Annotated in this window: 20 protein-coding genes; 13 read left to right on the forward strand and 7 right to left on the reverse strand. The window is 69.4% G+C overall.

The window, feature by feature from the left end:
- Positions 1 to 82: 82 nt before the first annotated feature.
- Genes ABL308_00385 through ABL308_00395 form a run of 3 tightly spaced genes read left to right on the forward strand, consistent with a single transcriptional unit; the run spans position 83 to position 1,112 of the window.
- The gene (locus ABL308_00385; protein XBQ16350.1) at positions 83 to 484 is read left to right on the forward strand and encodes a DUF2237 domain-containing protein; all 402 of its coding nucleotides are present in this window, start codon (positions 83 to 85) and stop codon (positions 482 to 484) included.
- A 14-nt stretch (positions 485 to 498) separates the two neighbouring features.
- Positions 499 to 804, forward strand: a complete 306-nt coding sequence (locus ABL308_00390) for a GNAT family N-acetyltransferase (protein ID XBQ16351.1) — start codon at positions 499 to 501, stop codon at positions 802 to 804.
- A 17-nt stretch (positions 805 to 821) separates the two neighbouring features.
- Positions 822 to 1,112: a GNAT family N-acetyltransferase gene (locus ABL308_00395; GenBank protein ID XBQ16352.1), complete on the forward strand. Its 291-nt coding sequence runs from the start codon at positions 822 to 824 to the stop codon at positions 1,110 to 1,112.
- A 4-nt stretch (positions 1,113 to 1,116) separates the two neighbouring features.
- Here the strand turns inward: ABL308_00395 and ABL308_00400 are convergent, their stop codons facing one another.
- Positions 1,117 to 1,470 (reverse strand): hypothetical protein, encoded by a 354-nt coding sequence (locus ABL308_00400; protein XBQ16353.1) that lies wholly within the window; start codon positions 1,468 to 1,470, stop codon positions 1,117 to 1,119.
- A gap of 234 nt (positions 1,471 to 1,704) precedes the next feature.
- Here ABL308_00400 and ABL308_00405 point away from each other — a divergent pair, with 234 nt between their 5' ends.
- Positions 1,705 to 3,099, forward strand: a complete 1,395-nt coding sequence (locus ABL308_00405; GenBank protein XBQ16354.1) for a serine hydrolase — start codon at positions 1,705 to 1,707, stop codon at positions 3,097 to 3,099.
- Positions 3,100 to 3,335: 236 nt separating this feature from the next.
- On the opposite strand, the gene ABL308_00410 is transcribed toward ABL308_00405, so the two are convergent.
- The gene (locus ABL308_00410; GenBank protein XBQ16355.1) at positions 3,336 to 3,605 is read right to left on the reverse strand and encodes a hypothetical protein; all 270 of its coding nucleotides are present in this window, start codon (positions 3,603 to 3,605) and stop codon (positions 3,336 to 3,338) included.
- 72 nt (positions 3,606 to 3,677) lie between these two features.
- Here ABL308_00410 and ABL308_00415 point away from each other — a divergent pair, with 72 nt between their 5' ends.
- Positions 3,678 to 5,180 carry a UbiD family decarboxylase gene (locus tag ABL308_00415; protein ID XBQ16356.1) on the forward strand — a complete coding sequence of 501 codons (1,503 nt, stop codon included), beginning with the start codon at positions 3,678 to 3,680 and terminating at the stop codon, positions 5,178 to 5,180.
- Between the two features lie 145 nt (positions 5,181 to 5,325).
- On the opposite strand, the gene ABL308_00420 is transcribed toward ABL308_00415, so the two are convergent.
- The 4 genes from ABL308_00420 to ABL308_00435 form a co-directional block, all read right to left on the reverse strand.
- On the reverse strand, positions 5,326 to 7,017 hold the full coding sequence (locus ABL308_00420) for an amidohydrolase (GenBank protein ID XBQ16357.1): 1,692 nt from the start codon (positions 7,015 to 7,017) through the stop codon (positions 5,326 to 5,328).
- A gap of 51 nt (positions 7,018 to 7,068) precedes the next feature.
- Complete coding sequence (locus ABL308_00425) at positions 7,069 to 7,644, reverse strand: hypothetical protein (GenBank protein XBQ16358.1); 576 nt, start codon at positions 7,642 to 7,644, stop codon at positions 7,069 to 7,071.
- Positions 7,641 to 8,030 (reverse strand): DUF2064 domain-containing protein, encoded by a 390-nt coding sequence (locus ABL308_00430; GenBank protein XBQ16359.1) that lies wholly within the window; start codon positions 8,028 to 8,030, stop codon positions 7,641 to 7,643. Before ABL308_00430 ends, ABL308_00425 begins: the two co-directional genes overlap by 4 nt.
- Positions 8,031 to 8,464: 434 nt before the next feature.
- Positions 8,465 to 9,169, reverse strand: coding sequence for a TIGR04283 family arsenosugar biosynthesis glycosyltransferase (locus ABL308_00435; protein ID XBQ16360.1), 705 nt, complete (start codon positions 9,167 to 9,169; stop codon positions 8,465 to 8,467).
- 158 nt (positions 9,170 to 9,327) lie between these two features.
- On the opposite strand from ABL308_00435, the gene ABL308_00440 reads away from it, so the two are divergent.
- From ABL308_00440 to ABL308_00450, 3 genes are all read left to right on the forward strand, one after another.
- Positions 9,328 to 10,359: a PA0069 family radical SAM protein gene (locus ABL308_00440; protein XBQ16361.1), complete on the forward strand. Its 1,032-nt coding sequence runs from the start codon at positions 9,328 to 9,330 to the stop codon at positions 10,357 to 10,359.
- A gap of 85 nt (positions 10,360 to 10,444) precedes the next feature.
- Positions 10,445 to 11,080, forward strand: a complete 636-nt coding sequence (locus ABL308_00445; protein ID XBQ16362.1) for a ribonuclease HII — start codon at positions 10,445 to 10,447, stop codon at positions 11,078 to 11,080.
- Between the two features lie 135 nt (positions 11,081 to 11,215).
- Complete coding sequence (locus tag ABL308_00450; GenBank protein XBQ17751.1) at positions 11,216 to 12,250, forward strand: site-specific DNA-methyltransferase; 1,035 nt, start codon at positions 11,216 to 11,218, stop codon at positions 12,248 to 12,250.
- A gap of 187 nt (positions 12,251 to 12,437) precedes the next feature.
- Here the strand turns inward: ABL308_00450 and mutY are convergent, their stop codons facing one another.
- A complete protein-coding gene (gene mutY, locus ABL308_00455) occupies positions 12,438 to 13,541 on the reverse strand; it encodes an A/G-specific adenine glycosylase (GenBank protein XBQ16363.1) in 1,104 nt (367 codons plus the stop codon).
- A 58-nt stretch (positions 13,542 to 13,599) separates the two neighbouring features.
- Here mutY and ABL308_00460 point away from each other — a divergent pair, with 58 nt between their 5' ends.
- The 5 genes from ABL308_00460 to ABL308_00480 all read left to right on the forward strand — a co-directional run bounded on the left by ABL308_00460 (position 13,600) and on the right by ABL308_00480 (position 19,982).
- Positions 13,600 to 14,181, forward strand: a complete 582-nt coding sequence (locus tag ABL308_00460; GenBank protein XBQ16364.1) for a DUF721 domain-containing protein — start codon at positions 13,600 to 13,602, stop codon at positions 14,179 to 14,181.
- 3 nt (positions 14,182 to 14,184) lie between these two features.
- The gene (locus tag ABL308_00465) at positions 14,185 to 15,228 is read left to right on the forward strand and encodes a DsbA family protein (protein XBQ16365.1); all 1,044 of its coding nucleotides are present in this window, start codon (positions 14,185 to 14,187) and stop codon (positions 15,226 to 15,228) included.
- 40 nt (positions 15,229 to 15,268) lie between these two features.
- A complete protein-coding gene (locus ABL308_00470) occupies positions 15,269 to 18,706 on the forward strand; it encodes an AAA family ATPase (protein XBQ16366.1) in 3,438 nt (1,145 codons plus the stop codon).
- Positions 18,707 to 18,827: 121 nt separating this feature from the next.
- Complete coding sequence (locus tag ABL308_00475) at positions 18,828 to 19,139, forward strand: AtpZ/AtpI family protein (GenBank protein ID XBQ16367.1); 312 nt, start codon at positions 18,828 to 18,830, stop codon at positions 19,137 to 19,139.
- 63 nt (positions 19,140 to 19,202) lie between these two features.
- A complete protein-coding gene (locus ABL308_00480; protein XBQ16368.1) occupies positions 19,203 to 19,982 on the forward strand; it encodes a F0F1 ATP synthase subunit A in 780 nt (259 codons plus the stop codon).
- The last annotated feature ends 5 nt before the right edge of the window (positions 19,983 to 19,987 follow it).

The following is a 19,987-nucleotide window of genomic DNA, read 5'->3' on the forward strand; positions in this document are numbered from 1 at the left end:
ACAGCGCTGGCCCTCGCCGCGGTCCGGCATATGTGCTTGCAGTGCGTCTGATCAGCGGCGCTACGGGGAGACGTTTGCGCTCATGCCGTTCGACCAGACCTATAATCGCGGCGAAGGCGGCCCGCTCAATGTTCTGGGCGGGCCGCTCGCCCTGTGCGGCCAGAACCCGGTCACCGGCTTTTATCGCGACGGGTGCTGCCAGACCGGCCCGCATGATCGCGGCGTTCACACGGTGTGCGCAGTGATGACCGAGGAGTTCCTGGCCTTCACCGCCAGCCGGGGCAACGATCTGTCCACGCCGCAGCCCGATTTCCGCTTCCCCGGCCTCAAGCCCGGCGACCGCTGGTGCCTGTGCGCCAGCCGCTGGCTCGAAGCGTTCGAGGCGGGCTGCGCGCCGCAGGTCGTTCTGAACGCCAGCCATGCCCGCACGTTGCAGATCGTACCGCTGGCGGCGCTGAAGGCGCACGCGGCCGATCTGAACTGAACGGAGCCTGGCGCATGACCGAGACGATCACCGAGACGCGAGACGGCGAACGGGGCCGCTATGTCCTGAGCGAGGACGGCGGGGACAGCGAGCTGACCTATCTTCTGGCCGGTACGCGCATGGTGATCGACCACACCTACACCCCGCCGGCGCTGCGCGGACGAGGTCAGGCCGCCCGGCTCGTCGAGCGGGCGGTCTCCGACGCGCGCGATCGGGGCTGGTCGGTCGTGCCGCAATGTCCTTATGTGAAGATCAAGATCGACCGCACGCCCGCGCTTCAGGACGTTCTGGACGAAAGCTGGCGAGCCGGCACGGGCTGAACACGAGGACGCGGCGAATGGCGGAGTTCGAGATCACCGAAGAGCGCGGCGACACCAAGGGCCGCTATGTCGCGACCGCGCCTGGCAAGCCCGAGGCCGAGCTCACCTATTCGATCGCCAGCGCGACGCTGATCATCATCGACCATACCGGCGTGCCCGACGACTGGCGCGGCATGGGCGTGGGCAAGGCGCTGGTCGAGCGCGCGGTCACCGACGCGCGCGAGCGCGGGGTCAAGATCATCCCGCTCTGCCCCTTCGCGAAGGCGCAGATCGAGAAGACCCCGGACTGGCGGGACGTTCTGAACTAGACCTTCAGACCGTCTTCAGCGGTCCGTGATCGTCGCAATGGCCGTCATGGGGGTGATGCAGGCGGCCGTCCACCAGATAGCAGGTGTGATCGCCGTGCGGCACGGCCTCATGGCCGCAATCGGGCCCGTGCTCGTGATCGTCGGCGTGCGCCAGGGCGCCCTGCCCGATCGGCGCGCAGCCGCCGGGATTGGTCTTGTCCAGCGCGATCACGTGCTCGTCGACATGGTCGCCGTGCGGATGATGCAGGTGGCCGTCATGCAGATAGTCCACATGGTCGCCGTGCTTCACCGCCGTATGGCCGCAATCGGGGCCGTGCTCGTGGGCGTGCCCGTGATGTTGAGGGTTGGCGCAGGTCATGGCCGTCTCCTTCATCGCCGCGTCACGGCTGCAATATGGCGGCCGCCTGTCGATCCGGCGTGGCGCCGTCTGAGGACTGATCCGCTCGGCGCTCAAAAAACCCTAGACTGAATACGGTCAATGTAAACCCCGTTCCGCTCCGCCAGGCGATCGGCCGCAGGGCTGAGGGTGCAACGGCTTGCACCCCCGCAATTTTCCATCGATCCTGCCGCCGCTCAGGGGGAGGACGACATCATGCGAAGGTTTCTGCTCGGCGCGGCCGGGGTGCTGGCGCTCGGCGCTGCGGCGGGGCTGGTCTGGCTGAACGGCTCGGACACCGGCCGGATCTATCTGCCGACCGCCACGGGGCTCACCGCCAAGCAGGCGTGCTCGATGACCTTTGTCTCGGGCCTTGAGCCGGAACGGGCGCTCGCGCTTTATGTCCATCCGCTGCTGGGCGGCGCGGCGGGGCTCGTGAGCGCAAACGTCGACGAGACCCGGCGGGAGGCGACCGCCTCGATCCTGGGGCTGTTCTGGCGGCAGCGCGCGGTCTATCGCGAGGGGCTCGGCTGCACCCTGGTCCACGGCGGGGACGATTTCGACGCCTCGGCCTCGCTCGAACCCCTGCCGCCCGCGCCGATGGCGCTGAACGCCGGGCTGCGCGACGCCGCCTTCGACACCGGCGCCCTGAACGCGGCGCTGGATGCCGCCTTCACCGAGGACGGGCGCAACACTCTGGCGGCGCTTGTTCTTTATGACGGCGAGCTCGTCGCCGAGCGCTACGCCGACGGGGTCGGGCCGGACACCCCGCTGCACGGCTGGTCGATGACCAAATCGCTCGCCGCCACGATGGCGGGCGTTCTGGCCCAGCGCGGCCTGATCGACATTCACGCCGAGGGACAAATCCCCGCCCTGGCCGAGGCCGGCCGGCCGGAGATCACGATCCATCACCTGCTGACCATGACCGGCGGGCTGGCGGGGTATGAGCTCAACGACGGCACCGATCCCAATTCCGACATGCTGTTCACCGAGCCCGACATGGCCGGCTTCGCCGCCACCCGCGCGCAGATCGCCGCGCCGGGCGAGCGCTGGGACTATCAGTCGGGCAACACGATCCTGGCCGGCGCCGGGCTGGAGCCGCGTCTGGGCGACACGCCGCAGGCCCGCGTCGCCGCGGTGCGCGAGATGCTGTTCGAGCCGCTGAACATGGGCGGCGCCATCGTCGAGCCCGACGAGGCCGGCACGCTGAAATGGTCGAGCTACATGTACGCCCCGGCGCGCGACTGGGCGCGCATGGGCCAGCTCTATATCGACGGCGGCCGGGCGCCGGACGGAGAACAGATCATCCCCGAGGCCTGGGCGGATTACGTCTCAACGCCGACGCCGGGCTCGAACGGAAATTACGGCTCGGGCTTCTGGATGTACGAGACCGGCCTTCCCGAAGACACCTTCATCATGAACGGATTTCAGGGCCAGTACGCCTTCGTCATCCCCTCCGAAGACCTGGTGATCGTCCGCCTGGGCGCGACGAATTTCCAGAGCGACGGCGCGATCGACTTCGCCAACGCCGTGCTGGCGTCCAGGCGCGACACAGCGCCGTCGGACCCTGCTGAGGAGGAAGACGCCGAGGCGGCGCCGAGCGCGCCCTGACCCCGGGCCGGCGAGCGGGGAAAGCGCCCGCCCCCGGACACCCTGCCTCCGCGCCTGTGAGGAAAAGACGGGCCGGACGAGGCCGCCCGGCCCGCTAAGTCATTGCTCACAGGGAGACAGGCTTCGAAGAAGCGTGTCCCTGATCTCCATATACGACAACCGAACCCGTTCAGGAAGAAGCGAGACTGCGTTTTCAACAGTCTTTACAGAGTGTTAGCGAAGCGAAGCGGTTAACCTCACTGATCTTCCTCGCGTCTGGCTTCGGTCTGTTTCAGGATCCGGTCGAACGGGTGGGGCACCACGCCTTCGGCCCTCGTCACCCAGTTGTCGAAACGGGGATGTTTCATCCGGAGCGTCCGCACCCATTCGCGCGCCGCGTCGGAGTTTGCGATGATCAGCGCGATCCCGGTCGCGATCATGATCAGGCCGATCGGAATCGGGGTCCAGAACAGCGGCACGCCGAGTACGATCAGCAATCCGCCGAGAATTTGGTAGACGAGCGACATTCCAGTTTCAGATAACCCCTGCGGACCCGCCGCGACGGCGGCTTTCTATCACAAGGACGGCGACCCCGCCCCATGGCCTACAAATCCCTGCGCGAATTCCTCGACCTGCTCGAAAACGAAGGCGACCTGAAGCGGGTTTCCCGCCCGGTCTCGACCCATCTGGAGATGACCGAGATCCAGACCCGCCTGCTGGCCAGGAAAGGCCCGGCGGTGCTGTTCGAGAACCCGGTCCACGAGGACGGCCGGCCCAGCGAGATGCCCGCGCTGGTGAACCTGTTCGGCACGGTGGAGCGGGTGGCGCGCGCGGTGACGCTGGGCGGCGAGCCGCGGCGGACGGCCGCGCAGCTGCGCGAGGTGGGCGAGCTTCTGGCCTTCCTGCGCCAGCCCGAACCCCCGCGCGGCTTCAGGGACGCGCTGGACATGCTGCCGCTGGCGAAGACCGTGATGAGCATGCGCCCGCAGACCGTGCGCAAGGCGCCCTGCCAGGAAATCGTGCTGGAAGGCGACGACATAGACCTCGGCCGTCTGCCTATCCAGGGCTGCTGGCCGGGCGAGCCGGCGCCGCTGATCACCTGGCCGCTGGTGGTCACGAAAGGTCCTTCGGACGCGAAAGAGGACGACTTCAATCTCGGCATCTACCGCATGCAGAAGCTGGGCAAGGACCGGACGCTGATGCGCTGGCTGAAGCATCGCGGCGGCGCCCAGCATTATCAGCGCTGGAAGAAATCAAAGCCCGAACCCCTGCCCGCCGCCGCGGTGCTGGGCGCGGACCCCGGCACGATCCTGGCCGCAGTCACCCCCGTGCCCGACACGCTGAGCGAATACCAGTTCGCAGGCCTCCTGCGCGGCCGGAAAGCCGAGCTCGTGCCCTGCAAGACCGTGCCGCTGAAAGTGCCCGCCGAAGCCGAAATCGTGATCGAGGGCCATGTCCTGCTCGACGAGGACGGCCCGGAGGGCCCGTACGGCGATCACACCGGGTATTACAACTCGGTCGAGCGCTTCCCGGTCTTCAAGGTCAGCGCCATCACCATGCGCCGCGACCCGATCTATCTGACCACCTTCACAGGCCGGCCGCCCGACGAGCCGTCCGTCCTGGGAGAAGCGCTGAACGAGGTCTTCATCCCGCTGGTCCGACAGCAATTTCCCGAGATCGTCGATTTCTGGCTGCCGCCCGAAGGGTGCAGCTACCGCATCGCCGTGATCAGTATGAAGAAAGCCTATCCCGGCCACGCCAAGCGCGTGATGATGGGCGCGTGGTCGTACCTGCGCCAGTTCATGTACACCAAATGGGTGATCGTGGTGGACGACGACATCGACGCGCGCGACTGGAAGGACGTGATGTGGGCGCTGTCCACCCGCATGGACCCCGCCCGCGACGTCACCCTGATCGAGAACACGCCCATCGACTACCTGGACTTCGCCTCCCCGGTCTCGGGCCTCGGCTCGAAGATCGGCCTGGACGCCACCAACAAATGGGAAGGCGAAACCAACCGGGAGTGGGGCGAAAAGCTCTACATGGAGCGGGATATTATCGACCGCGTCGACGCGATGTGGGGGGAGTTGGGGTTGGAGTGAAGGCCGACGCCGGTTTCTCCCCCCGTTTACGGGGGGAGTGGCCCGGACCTGGTCCGGGACGAGGGGGGCTGCGCCAGCCTGAGGTCTGCGCCGCCCCCTCCGGTCGCTTCGCGACCACCTCCCCCGTAAACGGGGGAGGAAAGCGTCACTCCGCCCGCCACACAACCTCGCCGCCGACCACCGTCATCACCGGCCGCGCCTCGCGCAGGCTCGCTTCATCCACGACCATCAGATCCCGATCAAACACCGAGAAGTCGGCGAGCTTGCCCGCTTCGATCGTCCCCAGCTCGGCCTCGCGCCGCGTGGCGTAGGCGGGCCAGGCGGTGAAGAGTTTCAGGGCGGTGTCGCGATCGAGCGCCTGATCGGGATTCCAGCCTTCGCCGGAGAAGCCGTCGAGGTCCTTCCGCACCGCGGCGGCGTAGAACTCGATCCGCGCTTCGCCGCGTTCGACCGGCGCGTCCGACCCGCCGGCGATGAGCGCGCCGCTCTCCACCAGTGAGCGCCAGGCGTAGGCGCCTTCGAGCCGCTGAAGGCCGATCCGGCGGGGCGCGAAGTGCAGATCGCCGATGGCGTGGCTGGGCTGCATGGAGGCGATCACCGCCATCTGCCCGAAGCGCGGAATATCGTCAGGGTGCAGCACCTGGGCGTGCTCGACCCGCCAGCGCGGATCGGGCTCGGCGCGTTCGGCCTCGGGCACGGCGGCGAAGCTTTGCTCCATCCAGTCCAGCAGGGCGCGATTGCCCGCATCCCCGATGGCGTGAACGGCGAGCTGCACGCCGTCTTCAAGGGCGGCCTGCATCATGTCGACGGAGCCCGGCTCGCGGCTCAGAAACAGCCCCGTCTCGCCCGGCGCGTCGTCATAGGGCGATAAAAGCGCCGCCCCGCGCGAGCCCAGCGCGCCGTCCATGTAGAACTTCACCCCCGGCGTGATCACGGGCTCGGTGACCGCTTCGGCGCCCACGAGGGCGGCCGCGGCGTCGTAATCCTCGGGGTCGACATAGTTCGCGATGCGGATCGGCAGCCGGCCTTCGGCGGCCAGGCGCTCCATGATCGCGACGTCCTCGAACGCGACGCTCATATTGTGAACGCCGGTCCAGCCCGAGGCGGCGAGCACTTCGGCGCCGAGCTGATAAAGCGCCGCACGCTCCTCGCCTGTCGGTTCGCCCTGAAGCGCGGCGAAGGGCGCCATGGCGGTGTCGATGAACATGCCGGTGGCGTTTCCCTCCGCGTCACGCCGGATCGCGCCGCCTTCGGGATCGGGCGTCTCCGCCGTGATCCCGACCGCGGTCATCGCGGCGGTGTTGGCGACCAGCGCGTGGCCGTCCGCGCGCACCAGCACCACGGGGCGTTCGGCCTCCACCGCGTCGAGGTCGGCGGCGGTGGGGAAGCGCCCCTCGGGCCAGTGGGTCTCGATCCAGCCGCGGCCCGCGATGATCGTCGAGGTCTCGTCGGCGGCGGCGCCGGCGACGGCGGCCTGAAGCTCTGCGATGGAGCGGACGTTTTCGAGATTGAGATTGCGCTCGCGCGACCCCACCCCGATCACATGGACATGGGAGTCGGTGAAGCCGGGAAACATCACCGCGCCAGCGAGATCGACGGTTTCGGTGGCTGCGCCCAGATAGGCCGCGCCCTCGGCCGCTGAACCGGCGAACACGACACGATCGCCGGTGACCGCGACCAGCTCGACGGTCTCGCCGAGCCCGGTGTGGATCACCCCGCCGGTGAAGACCCGGTCGGCGGCCGGTACAGCCTCCGGCGCCGCCTCGCGCGGCGAACAGGCGGCGATGACCGAAAGCGACGCCGCAGCGGCGAAAGCGTGAACAAGGCGAATGCGCATAAGAAAATCTCCCCGTAACGGCGGGAGCCTAGCGCGCTTCGCCGGGCCCGCCTATTGCGCGGCGCCCCAGGGCGGAGGCGGCGCGGCGACCGGCTCGGTCAGATCGAAGCGCGCCGCGAAATGCCGGTCGGGGCGATCGAGCGCATAGACGAAGGCGCCGTCCTCGACCGTGATCGACCAGACATTCTGCATCGAGGCCGGGATGGCTTCGCGTTCGAACAGCGCCCGGCTCTCTGCGTCGGCCGGGAACTCCGCACGCGGCCCTTGCGCCGCAGTTTCGGTGTCGCCGCCATACTGGGTCAGCACGTCTTCGCTGCCGTCCTCGTGGCGGTGATCGTGTTTCAGGCGCAACCGCCCGTCCTCCAGCCGCGTGATCACCCAGGTGCGCGAGCGGTCCTCGCCGACATGGAATGGCACGCGGATCTCGTTCGCGCCGCACTCGCGCACATGCATGACCAGCCGCTCGGAGGCGAAGTCCGCATCGCGCGGATCCTCGCTCGTCACCGCGCCTTCGAAGGCCTGACCGCAGAACGCGGACAGCCGGTCGAACACGTCCGGCTCAGGCGTTTCGGCGGGCGCGCAGGCGGCCAGGCTCGCGATGGACAGTGCGGCGGCGTAACGGATCATGATCGGCGGTCCTTTCTGAGCGCGGCGAGATCTCCCGCCTCGTCGATATCCCTGAGGGCGCGAAGATACGCGATTTTTTGAAGCCCGCACCTTGCGAGCCGCGCTTCGAGATCGCTCCGGGTCTGCGCGTGCGACCAGCGCACGCCGTCGAACAGCCCGGCCGGCGCAGGCCGCGCCAGGCCCAGCAGCCAGTAGCCGCCGTCCGCCGCAGGCCCGATCACGGCGTCATGACGCTTCAGGGCGGCGAAGGCGGCGGCGATGTCCGCGCGGGTGATCTGAGGCGCGTCCGTGCCGATGACGACGGTTGGGCCGAGATGGCGGCGAACACCGACCGCTCTGGCGGTCGCGCAAAACAGGTCAGTCCCCGGCCGGGGTCTCGCCGACATCCCTCCCTCCCCTCGAGGGGAGGGTCGGGGTGGGGTGTCGACCACACGCCCATGGCTTCCGGGGTTCCGCGCCCCCCACCCCGGCCCTCCCCCGAGGGGGAGGGAGGGGGATGGCGGCGCCGTCGTGGAGCTCACAGAGTTCGTCAGCGGCGGCGCCGCGAACGCCCGCGCCTGTCTCGCGCCCAGATCGCCGCTCCCCTGACCGGCTCTCGGAAGATCAGGCGGCCAGACGCCCGGAAAACGACCATTCACCGCGCGATCGGGCGAGACGGCGAGCACCGTCGCCCAGCGCCTGTCCCGCACCGAGCGCAGGATTTGCGCGGTCATCGCGCGATGCCGGCGCCAAGCCTCGATCTTCCCCACGCCCTTGGCCAGCCGCGTCTTGGCGCCGCCGATCACCGGCGCCTTGGCGAAGACGACGAGCCTGGGCCGTTTCACTTGCGATAGGCGCGGGCCAGCCGCTCCGGGCTCGCCCCGGCGTAATAGCGGCCGAGCAGAACGAGATTGCGCAGCGAGCGGCGCGCATATCCTTCACTTGTGAAACGTTCGGCGCTGGTGCAGGCGCGCGCGCCGATCGGTGCGAGCCGGCGCTTGCCGATCCGGCGCACCAGATCGACGTCCTCGAACAGCGGCCAGGGTTTATAACCCCCAAGGCGCGCATAGAAGGCCGCCGGGATGAGCAGCCCCTGATCGCCATAGGGCAGGCCGAACGCCCGGCAGCGCCAGGCCACGGCGCGTTCCAGCCGCCGCGCGCGATGGCCCGCCGCGTCCAGCGTGAAATCGAAATAGCCCGCCCGGTCGCGGTCGGCGTGGGTGTCGATGAATGTGCGCGCTGCTGCGCTCCAGCCCGGCTGCAGCACCGTGTCGGCGTGAAGAAACATCAGCCAGTCGCCCCGGCGCGCGCGTTCCAGCGCCGCTTCGCCGCCCGCGGCCAGCTGCGCGCCCCGCCCGCGCGCGCCGCTGAGCACCGCGCAGCCCGAACGCCGCGCGATCTCCACGGTGCGGTCCGACGATCCGCCGTCTGCCAGGATCCAGCCCCCGCCCAGCCCTGCGCGCTCGGCCTCGGCCAGGCTCTGCAGCGTGGCGGGCAGGCTGCGCGCCGCATCGAGCGCGGGGATGACGGTGACGATCCGGGTCATGCCCCGATCAAGCGCGCCGGGCGCGGCGGAGTCAATTGAAAAATGTTCTTGCTCTGTTCCATTTTGTGAGTCACCGTCCCCTCATGACCGCTCGTTTTGTCCCGCCCCCGAAGTCCGAACCCCTGCCGGATGGTTTGCGTCCGAACGGAAGGGGTGCGGTGTCGAACGCCACAGGCCGGTTCGAGCGCGAGCGGCGCGAACCCTTCGACGACGGCTGGCCGGCCGAGGAGGCTGCGCCGAAGCTGAAAACCACGCTGATCCGGGACGGCGCGCGGACGATTCTGACGACGAACGACAGCCCGGACATCAGCTTCAACCGCTCGATCAACCCCTATCGCGGTTGCGAGCACGGCTGCATCTACTGCTACGCCCGGCCCAGCCACGCCTATTGGGGCTATTCCGCCGGGCTGGATTTCGAGAGCAAGATCTTCTTCAAACCCCAGGCGCCGGAACTGCTCGAGAAAACGTTTCGCAAGCGAAACTATGTCGTCGAGCCGATCCTGATCGGGGCGAACACCGACCCCTACCAGCCGGTCGAGCGCGAGCTTAGGCTGACCCGGCGCCTGCTCGAGACCTGTCTGAAATACCGCCACCCGGTGAGCCTGATCACCAAGAACGCCGGGGTGATGCGCGATCTCGACGTGCTGGGCGAGCTGGCGTCCCTGGGCCTTGCGAAGGCGGCGATGTCGATCACCACGCTCGACAGAAAGCTCGCCCGGTCGATGGAGCCCAGAACCTCCACGCCCGCCCGCCGACTCGAAGCGGTGCGCGCGCTGACAGAGGCGGGCGTGCCGGTGACGGTGATGACAGCGCCGATCATCACCGGGCTCACCTGCCACGAGATCGAAGCGCTGCTCGAAGCCAGCGCCGAGGCCGGCGCCGTGCACGCCGGCTATGTGCTGCTGCGCCTGCCGCTGGAAGTGCGCGATCTCTTCGTCGAATGGCTGAAGGCCGAACGGCCCGGCGCGGCGGAGAAGGTGATGAGCCTCGTGCGCCAGACCCGGGGCGGCAAGGATTACGACGCGCGCTGGAATGTCCGCGGCGTCGGCGAAGGCCCGATCGCCGAGCTCATCGCCAAACGCTTCAGGAACGCCGCGCGCAAGCACGGCCTCGACCGAGCACGTCCGAAACTCAGATGCGACCTGTTCGAGCGGCCGCTCGAGACCGACGCGCAGATGAGTTTGTTCTAGCCAGTGCGCGCGCCTGTGCATAAGCCGCCGCACGGTCTTGCTCCTGCGGCGCGTTCGGGCGAGCAAGGTTGGCATGCGCCCGCTCATGACACCTCGCCAGACGCCGTTCCGCGCCGAGAGCCGGCTCATCGCCGGTCTCGACGAGGCCGGGCGCGGACCGCTGGCCGGGCCGGTGGTGGCCGCCGCGGTGATCCTGCCGGCGGACTATTGCGACATCGAAGGCCTTGCGGGCATGACCGATTCCAAGGCGCTGACGGCGGCCAAGCGCGAGGCGCTGGCCGCCGAGATCCGCGCCTGCGCGCTGGTGGGCGTTGCGATCGCCGAGCCCGCCGAGATCGACCGGCTGAACATTCTTCACGCCACCATGGCGGCGATGGCGCGCGCGCTTTGCGCCCTGCCCTGCGATCCGTGCGAAGCGCTGGTGGACGGCAACCGGCTGCCGGACGGCCTGCCCTGCCCGGCCCGCGCAATCGTGGGCGGCGACGGGACCGAGCCGGCGATCAGCGCGGCGAGCATCATCGCCAAGACGATGCGCGACCGGCTGATGGTCGCAGCGGACGCACGCTTTCCCGGCTACGGCTTCGCCAGCCACAAGGGCTACGCCAGCCCCACCCATCGCGCCGCGCTTCAGGAATTAGGCCCCACGCCCATCCATCGGTTAAGCTTCGCGCCGGTGCGAGAGGCGAGAGCGTCACAGCCGCTCATGATGAATCCGGCTTAACCATCGGGTAAGGCGAAACGATTCACCCCTCTTCGTCATCGGGTTTCGAAACGAAAAGGCGTGGTTCAGGTGGCAGGCGCGGCGAACGATCTTCTTCCCCTCGACCAGATCGTCGAGGGCGATTGCGTGGCCTCCATGAAGGCCCTGCCCGACGAGAGCGTGGATCTCGTCTTCGCAGACCCCCCCTATAATCTGCAGCTGGGCGGCGATCTTCACCGGCCGGACAATTCCAAGGTCGACGCGGTCGACAACGACTGGGACCAGATCGGCGATTTCGACGCCTACGATCTTTTTTCCTGCGCCTGGCTGGAAGAGGCGCGCCGGGTCCTCAAGCCTGACGGCGCGCTGTGGACGATCGGCAGCTATCACAACATCTTCCGCGTCGGCGCCTTCCTTCAGGACATGGGCTTCTGGATCATGAACGACGTGATCTGGCGCAAGTCCAACCCGATGCCGAACTTCAAGGGCACGCGCTTCACCAACGCGCACGAGACCCTGATCTGGGCGGCCAAGACCAGGACCGCGCGGCCCACCTTCAACTACGCCGCCATGAAGGCGCTGAACGACGGCGTTCAGATGCGCTCTGACTGGACGCTGCCCATCTGCGCGGGCGCGGAACGGCTGAAGACCGCCGAGGGCAAGAAGGCCCACCCCACCCAGAAGCCCGAGGCGCTGCTGCACCGGGTGCTGCTGGCGACGACCAATCCCGGCGACGTGGTGCTCGATCCCTTCTTCGGCACCGGCACGACCGGCGCGGTCGCCAAGAAGCTCGGCCGGCGCTTCATCGGGCTCGAAGCCGATCCCGACTACGTCCGCGTTGCGCAAAAGCGCATCGCCGCGATCAACCCCGCCAGCGCGGCCGATCTCGACGTCACGCGCTCCAAGCGGGCCCTGCCGCGCATTCCGTTCGGCGCGCTGGTCGAGGCGGGACTCCTGAAACCCGGCGACACGCTTTACTGCGCGCAGGGCCGGCGCACCGCGCGCGTGCGCGCTGACGGCACGGTCAGCGCAGGCCCCGAAACCGGCTCGATCCACCAGGTCGGCGCAGCCGTTCAGAACGCGCCCAGCTGCAATGGCTGGACCTTCTGGCATGTCCGCCAGTCCGGCGGCCTGGCCCCGATCGACGTGCTGCGCGCCCGCATCCGCGCGGAAATGGGCGAGCAGGCGTAAGCCGAAACCTAGTCACCGAACGGTCACTCCCTCCCCTTGATGGGGAGGGTCCGGCCGAAGGCCGGGGGTGGGGTGAAGATCGTAGAGCGCGATACTCTGAGAACCCGGCGCTCCCCCACCCGACCCGGCGCTACGCGCCGGCCCACCCTCCCCGCAGAGGGGGAGGGAGTAAGGGGCTGAATCCAGCTCACACCAGCCGGCGTTCGAGCCCGAGCCGGGCGGCTTTCATCATCACGCTTGGAAGCCCCGCCGATTTGAGATCGGCGAGCGGGACGAGCGCGCCGTCGCCTGGCGTCCAGCCGGACGGCGCCTCGGCGCACAGCACATCGAGATGCAGGGTGAAATGGGTGAAGACGTGGCGGACCTGTCCGGCCTCGCGCCAGCGTGCGGCGAACGGCGCGGCGCGTTCGATCGCGGCCTCTGCGGGGCCGCCCTCCGTCCAGTCCGTCCCCGGCAGCTCCATCATCGCGCCGAGCAGGCCTGTTTCCGGGCGGCGGCGCAGCCAGAGCGCGCCGTCAGAGACGACGTGAAAACACGTCCCCAGCCGCACCGGCTTGGGCTTTTTCTTCTCCTTGAGAGGGTAGCGGGTTTGCTCCCCCGCCTCGCGCGCGGCGCAGGCGAACGCCCAGGGACAGCGCCCGCAGGCGGGCGATTTCGGTGTACAGATCGTGGCGCCCAGATCCATGATCGCCTGGGCGTAATCGCCCGGCCGGTCGAGATCGGCCAAAGTCGCCGCGAGCGCCTTGATCGCCGGCTTTGACTTCGGCAGCGGGGTCTCCAGCGCGAAGATCCGGCTGATCACCCGCTCGACATTGCCGTCCACGACGCTGGCGGGCTTGTCGAAGGCCGCCGCGCGGATGGCGTTGGCGGTGTAATCGCCCACCCCCGGCAGAGCGCGCAGCGCGTCGATCTCTTCAGGGAAGGCGCCGTCATGGATCTTCGAGACCACGCCCGCGCAGGCGTGCAGATTGCGTGCGCGGGCGTAATAGCCCAGCCCCGCCCAGGCCGCGAGCACGTCCTCGCGCGGCGCGGCGGCCAGCGCGTGCACGTTCGGCCAGCGGGCCAGGAAGCGCTCCCAGTAGGGCGTCGCATGCGGCACCGTCGTCTGCTGCAGCATGATTTCCGAAAGCCAGACGGCGTAGGGGTCGGCCGTGCGCCCCGCCGCGCGGTCTTCGGGCCGCACCCGCCAGGGCAGCGTCCGGCCCTCGGCGTCGTACCATTTCAGCAGCGCGGTTCGCAGCGCGCCGGCTTGCGCGTCCGCGCGGGCGGCTGCGTCCTCAGGCGTCGACATGGGTTTCGCACCGCTCATGACTTGCGCAAGGCCCGCCCCCGCGCGATCCTCAAACACCATGAGCCGTTTCGACCATCCTTCAAGTGCGCCGCCGCAGCGCCGCAGGATCGTTCGCTCCGCCCCCGGCGAAGCGGAGGACGCCTGGCGCTGGGCGGACGGCCATCGCGGACGGCCCGCCGCCGCCCCGCCGCCGAGCGCGGGCCGCGCGGCGGTGAAGGCGATGCGCACGCTCACCAAGCAGCTCAGCCCCGCCATGGCCGAGCTCGACGCGAACTGGGAAGCGATCGTCGGCCCGCAGCTCGCGGCATACACTCGGCCTGAGAAGTTCCAGTCCGGCGCGGGCGGGCTGACGCTGGCGGTGCGCGCGCGCGGCCCGGCGGCGGCTCTGGTGGAAGCCCAGGCGCCGCGCATCCTCGAGCGCGTGGCCCGCTATTCGGGCAAGGCGGCCAGGCGGCTGAAGATCGTTCAGGGCCCGCTCAATGAAAGTTTCGCGCCCGGACGGGTGCGCAGCCGGCGCATCACGAAGGTCGCCCGGCTTGACGACGGACGCAAAAACCTCGACGCCCTGATGGAAGACTGGGCCAGGGCCGTGGCGCAACGCGAAGGCGCCGCCGCGGGAGACGACCACGGGAAGGACTGAGACATGATGAACCGCACGCTCGCCATTTTCGCCGCCGGGATCGGGGCGTTCGCGCTGACCGCCTGCGGCGGCGCGGACAGCGCTTCGGGGCGCACACAGTTCGAGCGCGAAAACGATATCGCCAAGGGCTCGGCCGAAGCGCCGGTGACGATGATCGAGTACGCCTCGGTCGCCTGCGGCGGCTGCGCGGCCTGGCATGAGAGCGCCTACCCCGTCGTGCAGGAGTATATCGAGAGCGGCGATGTGCGCTTCGTCTTCCGCGAGATGATCACCGGCCAGCCCCAGCTCGCCATCGCCGGCTTCATGCTGGCCGAATGCGCGCCGGACGATCGGTATTTCGATGTCATCGACGTCCTGTTCGAACAGCAGCGCGCGCTGTTCACCGCCATGCAGCGCGGCCAGGCGCGCGATCAGTTTGAATCGATCGCCCGCTCGGCCGGCCTGTCGGACGACGAGTTCCGCCAGTGCATGCAGAACGAGGAAGTGCTCCAGCAGGTGCGCGCCGCGTCCGAGCAGGCCTCCGCGGACGGGATCGGCTCCACGCCGACCTTCATCCTGAACGGTCAGCAGCTCGAGACCGTCTCCGCCCCGTCGGGCGGCGGTCAGGTCTGGGCGGTGAACGGCGATCCGCTCGCCGACGCGTCCGGCCCCATTCCCGCCGATTTCGCGGGCGAGACTTTCGAACGAATCATTCTTTACTTCAAAGCTCGCGCCGAGGGCCGGGATCCGGCCGAAGGCGCGCCCGCTGCGACCGAAGAGGCCGCCGAACCTGCGGCGGCGACTGAGGCCGCGACCGGGGCCGCGACCGAGGCGACCGAAGCTGAAGCGCCCGCAGAAGGCGCGGAAACCGGCGAGACGGCTCCGGCCCAGGGCGCTGAAGGCGAGACGTCCGAGCCGGCCGGTGAAACCGCCGAAGGCTCTGAAGCCGCAAACGGCGGCGAAGCGGGAGACGCCGAGGGCGAGACGGGCGACGCGCCCGCCGAGACCGAGGCGACCGAAGACGAAGACGGTGCGGAAAACGCGCCGCAGGATGGCGGCGCCGGCTAGACCGGGAAAAACCGGCGGCGGGCGCCAGTGGAGGCGGTGAGTGAAGTTCACCCAGCTGCGCCTGGCCGGTTTCAAGTCGTTCGTCGACCCGACCGAGCTGAAGATCGATCCCGGTCTGACCGGCGTGATCGGTCCGAACGGCTGCGGCAAATCCAACCTGCTCGAAGCGCTGCGCTGGGTGATGGGGGCGACCTCGGCCAAGTCGCTGCGCGGCGGCGGCATGGAAGACGTGATCTTCGCGGGCACCGACAGCCGCGCCGCGCGTGAGCGCGCTGAAGTCACGCTGACCATCGACAACACCGACCGCCGCGCGCCCGCCCAGTTCAACGACGCCGAAATCCTCGAGGTCGTCCGCCGGATCACCCGGGGCAAGGGATCGGATTACACGATCAACGGCGAGGACGTGCGGGCCAAGGACGTCCAGCTTCTGTTCGCCGACGCAGGCACCGGCGCGAATTCGCCCGCCCTCGTCCGTCAGGGCCAGATCTCCGAGCTGATCAACGCCAAGCCGGAAAACCGCCGACGGGTCCTGGAAGAAGCCGCGGGCGTGGCCGGCCTGCGCGCCCGCCGGCGCGAGGCGCAGCTCAGGCTCGATGCGGCCGAGACCAATCTCGGGCGGCTGCAGGAGATCGTCGAGGATCTCGACGGCCGCTACGCCGCCCTGCAGCGCCAGGCCAAGCAGGCCGGCCGGTATCGCGAACTCAGCCAGTCGATCCGGGGCTTCGAGGCTCTGGTCTGGCTCAGGCGCTGGAGCGATGCGAAGACCGCCGCCGAGGCCGCCGAAGCCGCGCTGAAAGAGGCGGACGCGGCGGCTGAAAAGGCGATGGTCGAAGCGGCGGTGAAAACCCGCGAGGCCGAAGCGGCCAGCGCGACCGTCCAGCCCTTGCGCGAGGCCGAAGCCGACGCCGCCGCTGCGCTGAGGCTGGCTGAACGCACGCGCGACCAGCTCGACCGCGACCTCACCGAAGCGCGCGCCGCGATTGTCCGCCTGGGCGAGAAGCTCGCTGACCTTGATCGCAACGTCGCCCGCGAGGCCGAGCTGCATGGCGAGGCGAAGACCGCGCTCGACCGGCTGAAATCGGGCCTTTCGCGCCTGAAAGACGAGTCCCGCGAAGACGGCGCCGCACAAGCCAGGGCCGAAGCCGCCCTCGCCGACGCCGACAAGGCCCGCGCCAAGGCCGAGAGCGAACTCGACGCCGCCGCCAGCGCCGGCGCGCAGGTCCGCGCCCGGCGCGACGCCGCGCGCCGCGACGCCGAGGCCGCCCGCCAGCGCGCCGAAAAACTCGAACGCGAAGCGGAAAGCGCACGCGAGGCGATCACCCGCTTCGAAGCGGAGACCGCGCCCGATCTGGGCGGGCTCGAAGCGAAATCGCAAACCGCCGGCGAGGCGCTCGACGAAGCGCGCGCCTCGCTCGAAGCCGCCGAAGCCCGGCTCGAAATAGCGCGTGCCGAGGCCGCTGAAGCGCGCGAGACCGCCCGCGCCGCCGAGAGCGAGGTGAGCGCGCTCGATCGGGAAGCCCAGAGCCTCGAGCGCCTGCTCGCCGGCGGCGAAATCGAGAACGCGGCGATCGAACAGGTGCGCGCCGCGCCGGGCTATGAAGCCGCGCTGGCCGCCGCGCTGGGCGAGGACCTGGAAGCCAGCCTCGCCGCCGACGGCGTGCGGCGCTGGACCGGCGGCGGAGCGGAAACGGCCCCCCTGCCCGGCGGCGCGGAAGCCCTGAGCGCCCATGTCGACGCCCCCGCCGCCCTCGCCGTCCGGCTCGCCGCGATCGGGGTGGTGGACGAAGACCGGCTCGACGCGCTGGCGAAGGATCTCGCGCCCGGCCAGCGTCTGGTGACGAAATCCGGCGCGCTGCGGCGCTGGGACGGGTTCGCTGCGGAAGCCGGCGCGCCCGGCGCAGCCGCCGTCCGGCTGGAGACCCGCAATCGCCTGGCCGAGATCGAAGCCCGCCGCGAGGACGCCCACCGCGAAGCCGCCCGGGTCGCGGACGCCGTGCCCGGCAAGGCCGACGCCGCCTCCGACGCTGAAACCGCCGCCCGCGCGGCGCGCGACACGGTGCGCACGCGCGAGACCGAATTGCGCGCTGCAGACGCCGCGCTCGCCAACGCCCGCGCCGAAGCTGCGCGCGCCGAAGCGCGCAAGGCCGGGCTCGCCGATGCGCTCGACCGCGCCGAAGCCCGGCTCGCCTCGGCCCGCGAGGATGTCGCGACCGCCGAAGCCGCCCAGGCCGAAGCCGACGCCGCAGAGGACGGGGCGGAGCGAATCGAGGCCGCCCGCGCCAAAGCCGAGCGCGCCCGCTCCGCCGCCGCGGACGCGCGCGCCGCGCTTGAAACCGTCAAGCGCGAGGCCCAGGGCCGCCGCCACCGCATCGCCGCCCTCGAACGCGAGCACGCCGACTGGTCCAGGCGCGAGCACAGCGCGCGCGAGCGGCTGACCGCGCTTGAAACCGCCAAGGCCGAGACCGAAGCCGAGCTCGAAGCCGCCAAGGCCCGCCCCGGCGCGCTCGAAGCCAAGCGCCCCGAGCTGATCGAAGCCCTGCAGGAGGCTGAAAAGCGCGCCAACGAAGCCCGCGCCCGGGTCGCCGAAGCCGAGACCGGCCAGCGCGATCTCGACGCCGCCCTGCGCGCCGCGGAGAAATCCGCCGCCGACGCTCGCGAGACCCGCGCCGGCGCGCACGCCCGCCTGGTCGCCGCCGGCGAACGGCTGGAGGAGACGACCCGCCGGCTCACCGACGCCACCGGCGAATCACCCGACGCGCTGGCCGCGCGGTCGAAAAACTCCGAGTTCGCCCAGCTCTCCACAGACGAACTCGAGCGCCGGCTGGACGAAGCGCGCCTCGCCCGCGAACGGCTCGGCGCGGTCAATCTCAGGGCCGACGCGGAAAGCCGCGAACTCGACGCGGAACGCGAACGGCTCAAGCGCGAGCGAGACGATTTGATCGAGGCGGTCGCCCGCCTCAGGAAAGCGGTCGACACGCTCTCGCGCGAAGGCCGGGCGCGACTTCTGGAAGCCTTCGAGGTGGTCAACGGCCACTTCCAGACCCTGTTCGAAACATTGTTCGGCGGCGGCCGGGCCGAGCTCGCGCTGACCGAGAACGACGATCCGCTGGAAGCCGGGCTGGAAATCTACGCCTGCCCGCCGGGCAAGAAGATGGAGACGATGAGCCTGATGAGCGGCGGCGAGCAGGCGCTGACCGCCACCGCGCTCATCTTCGCGGTGTTCCTCGTCAGCCCCGCCCCGGTCTGCGTGCTGGACGAGGTCGACGCCCCGCTCGACGATGCGAATGTGGACCGCTACTGCACCATGCTCGAGCAGATGCGCGCCATGACGGAGACCCGATTCCTGGTGATCACGCACAACCCGGTGACCATGAGCCGTATGGACCGTCTGTTCGGTGTGACCATGGGCGAACGCGGCGTCTCCCAGCTCGTCTCGGTGAACCTGCGCGCCGCCGAAGCGATGCTGGCGGCGGAGTAGCCGGAAAAGCTCAGCAATTTCAATACGAAACGGGCTGGCCGAGCTTGCTTGACTTGGTATAGGCCCGCTTATAGGGTGCGCGCGCCTGAAGGGGGAGGTCTTCTTCGGGCCGCTGATCAGAATGTCCCGCCTAGACGATCCGAACCAAGACCAGACCGACCGCGAGGATTTCGAACGCCGGCTTGAAGCCCGGCTCGAAAAACGGCGGGCGGAAACCGCGTCGAAAGCTCCCTCGAACTGGAGCCAGGGCGTGCGCTACGGATCGGAATTCGCAGGCGGGGTTCTGGCCGGCGCCGGGATCGGCTATCTGGCCGATCTGGCGTTCGGCTGGAGCCCGTGGGGTCTTCTTTCCGGCGTCCTTCTGGGTTTCGCGGCGGGCACGCTGAACGTGGTGCGCGCCGCTCAGAGCATGAACCGCGACGGAGACGCCTGAGGGGCGCGGCGCGGAAAAGACGAAGCCGGGCGCGGCGCGCCCACAGTGAAAAAGGGGCCGGGCGTGGCTGACGCGACTAACCCGATCGAGCAGTTCAAGATCAAGGTCATCGCGCCGTTCGAAGTCGGCGGGGTCGACCTGTCGTTCACGAACTCCGCCTATTTCATGATCGTCTCGACCGTGCTGGTCGCGGGCCTTCTGTGGATGTCGATGTCGCGCCGCGCGCTCGTTCCGGGCCGCGCGCAATCGGTCGCGGAGCTGCTCTACGAGTTCGTCGCGGGCATGATCCGCTCGACCGCCGGCGATGCGGGCCTGAAATTCTTCCCCTTCGTCTTCACGCTGTTCGCCTTCATCCTGATGGGCAACATGCTGGGGATGATGCCGTACTTCCCGGCGCCGGACTTCAAGGGATTCACCTTCACCTCCCACATCATCGTCACCTTCGCCATGGCGCTTCTGGTGATGGCAATCGTGGTCGGCTACGGCGTGTTCAAGCACGGGCTGAAATTCTTCTCCCTGTTCTTCCCCGCCGGCGTGCCCTGGCCGCTCTACATCCTTCTCACCCCGATCGAGATCATCTCCTTCCTGTCGCGTCCGGTGACTCTCGGGGTTCGTCTGTTCGCAAACATGCTGGCCGGCCACATCCTTCTGAAGGTGTTCGCCGGCTTCATCGTGATGCTGGGTTCGGTGGGGGCGCTGGGCGTCCTCGGCGCCGTGGCCCCGCTGGTCATGGTCGTCGCGCTGACCGCGCTGGAGTTCCTGGTGGCTTTCCTCCAGGCCTACGTGTTCGCCGTGCTGACCTGCATCTATCTCTCCGACGCGCTCCATCCGGGGCACCACTAGTCGGG

Source organism: Oceanicaulis sp. (assembly GCA_040112665.1).
In the GTDB taxonomy this organism is placed as follows: domain Bacteria; phylum Pseudomonadota; class Alphaproteobacteria; order Caulobacterales; family Maricaulaceae; genus Oceanicaulis.

What these genes read in the sequence shown, in the direction of transcription:
- ABL308_00475 (XBQ16367.1), top strand. Translation starts at nt 18,828, where the DNA reads ATGTCCCGCCTAGACGATCCGAACCAAGACCAGACCGACCGCGAGGAT.
- ABL308_00435 (XBQ16360.1), bottom strand. Translation starts at nt 9,169, where the DNA reads ATGACCCGGATCGTCACCGTCATCCCCGCGCTCGATGCGGCGCGCAGC.
- ABL308_00385 (XBQ16350.1), top strand. Translation starts at nt 83, where the DNA reads ATGCCGTTCGACCAGACCTATAATCGCGGCGAAGGCGGCCCGCTCAAT.
- ABL308_00410 (XBQ16355.1), bottom strand. Translation starts at nt 3,605, where the DNA reads ATGTCGCTCGTCTACCAAATTCTCGGCGGATTGCTGATCGTACTCGGC.
- ABL308_00405 (XBQ16354.1), top strand. Translation starts at nt 1,705, where the DNA reads ATGCGAAGGTTTCTGCTCGGCGCGGCCGGGGTGCTGGCGCTCGGCGCT.
- mutY (XBQ16363.1), bottom strand. Translation starts at nt 13,541, where the DNA reads ATGTCGACGCCTGAGGACGCAGCCGCCCGCGCGGACGCGCAAGCCGGC.
- ABL308_00450 (XBQ17751.1), top strand. Translation starts at nt 11,216, where the DNA reads ATGAAGGCCCTGCCCGACGAGAGCGTGGATCTCGTCTTCGCAGACCCC.
- ABL308_00425 (XBQ16358.1), bottom strand. Translation starts at nt 7,644, where the DNA reads ATGATCCGTTACGCCGCCGCACTGTCCATCGCGAGCCTGGCCGCCTGC.
- ABL308_00420 (XBQ16357.1), bottom strand. Translation starts at nt 7,017, where the DNA reads ATGCGCATTCGCCTTGTTCACGCTTTCGCCGCTGCGGCGTCGCTTTCG.
- ABL308_00430 (XBQ16359.1), bottom strand. Translation starts at nt 8,030, where the DNA reads ATGTCGGCGAGACCCCGGCCGGGGACTGACCTGTTTTGCGCGACCGCC.
- ABL308_00445 (XBQ16362.1), top strand. Translation starts at nt 10,445, where the DNA reads ATGACACCTCGCCAGACGCCGTTCCGCGCCGAGAGCCGGCTCATCGCC.
- ABL308_00465 (XBQ16365.1), top strand. Translation starts at nt 14,185, where the DNA reads ATGATGAACCGCACGCTCGCCATTTTCGCCGCCGGGATCGGGGCGTTC.
- ABL308_00415 (XBQ16356.1), top strand. Translation starts at nt 3,678, where the DNA reads ATGGCCTACAAATCCCTGCGCGAATTCCTCGACCTGCTCGAAAACGAA.
- ABL308_00395 (XBQ16352.1), top strand. Translation starts at nt 822, where the DNA reads ATGGCGGAGTTCGAGATCACCGAAGAGCGCGGCGACACCAAGGGCCGC.
- ABL308_00390 (XBQ16351.1), top strand. Translation starts at nt 499, where the DNA reads ATGACCGAGACGATCACCGAGACGCGAGACGGCGAACGGGGCCGCTAT.
- ABL308_00460 (XBQ16364.1), top strand. Translation starts at nt 13,600, where the DNA reads ATGAGCCGTTTCGACCATCCTTCAAGTGCGCCGCCGCAGCGCCGCAGG.
- ABL308_00400 (XBQ16353.1), bottom strand. Translation starts at nt 1,470, where the DNA reads ATGACCTGCGCCAACCCTCAACATCACGGGCACGCCCACGAGCACGGC.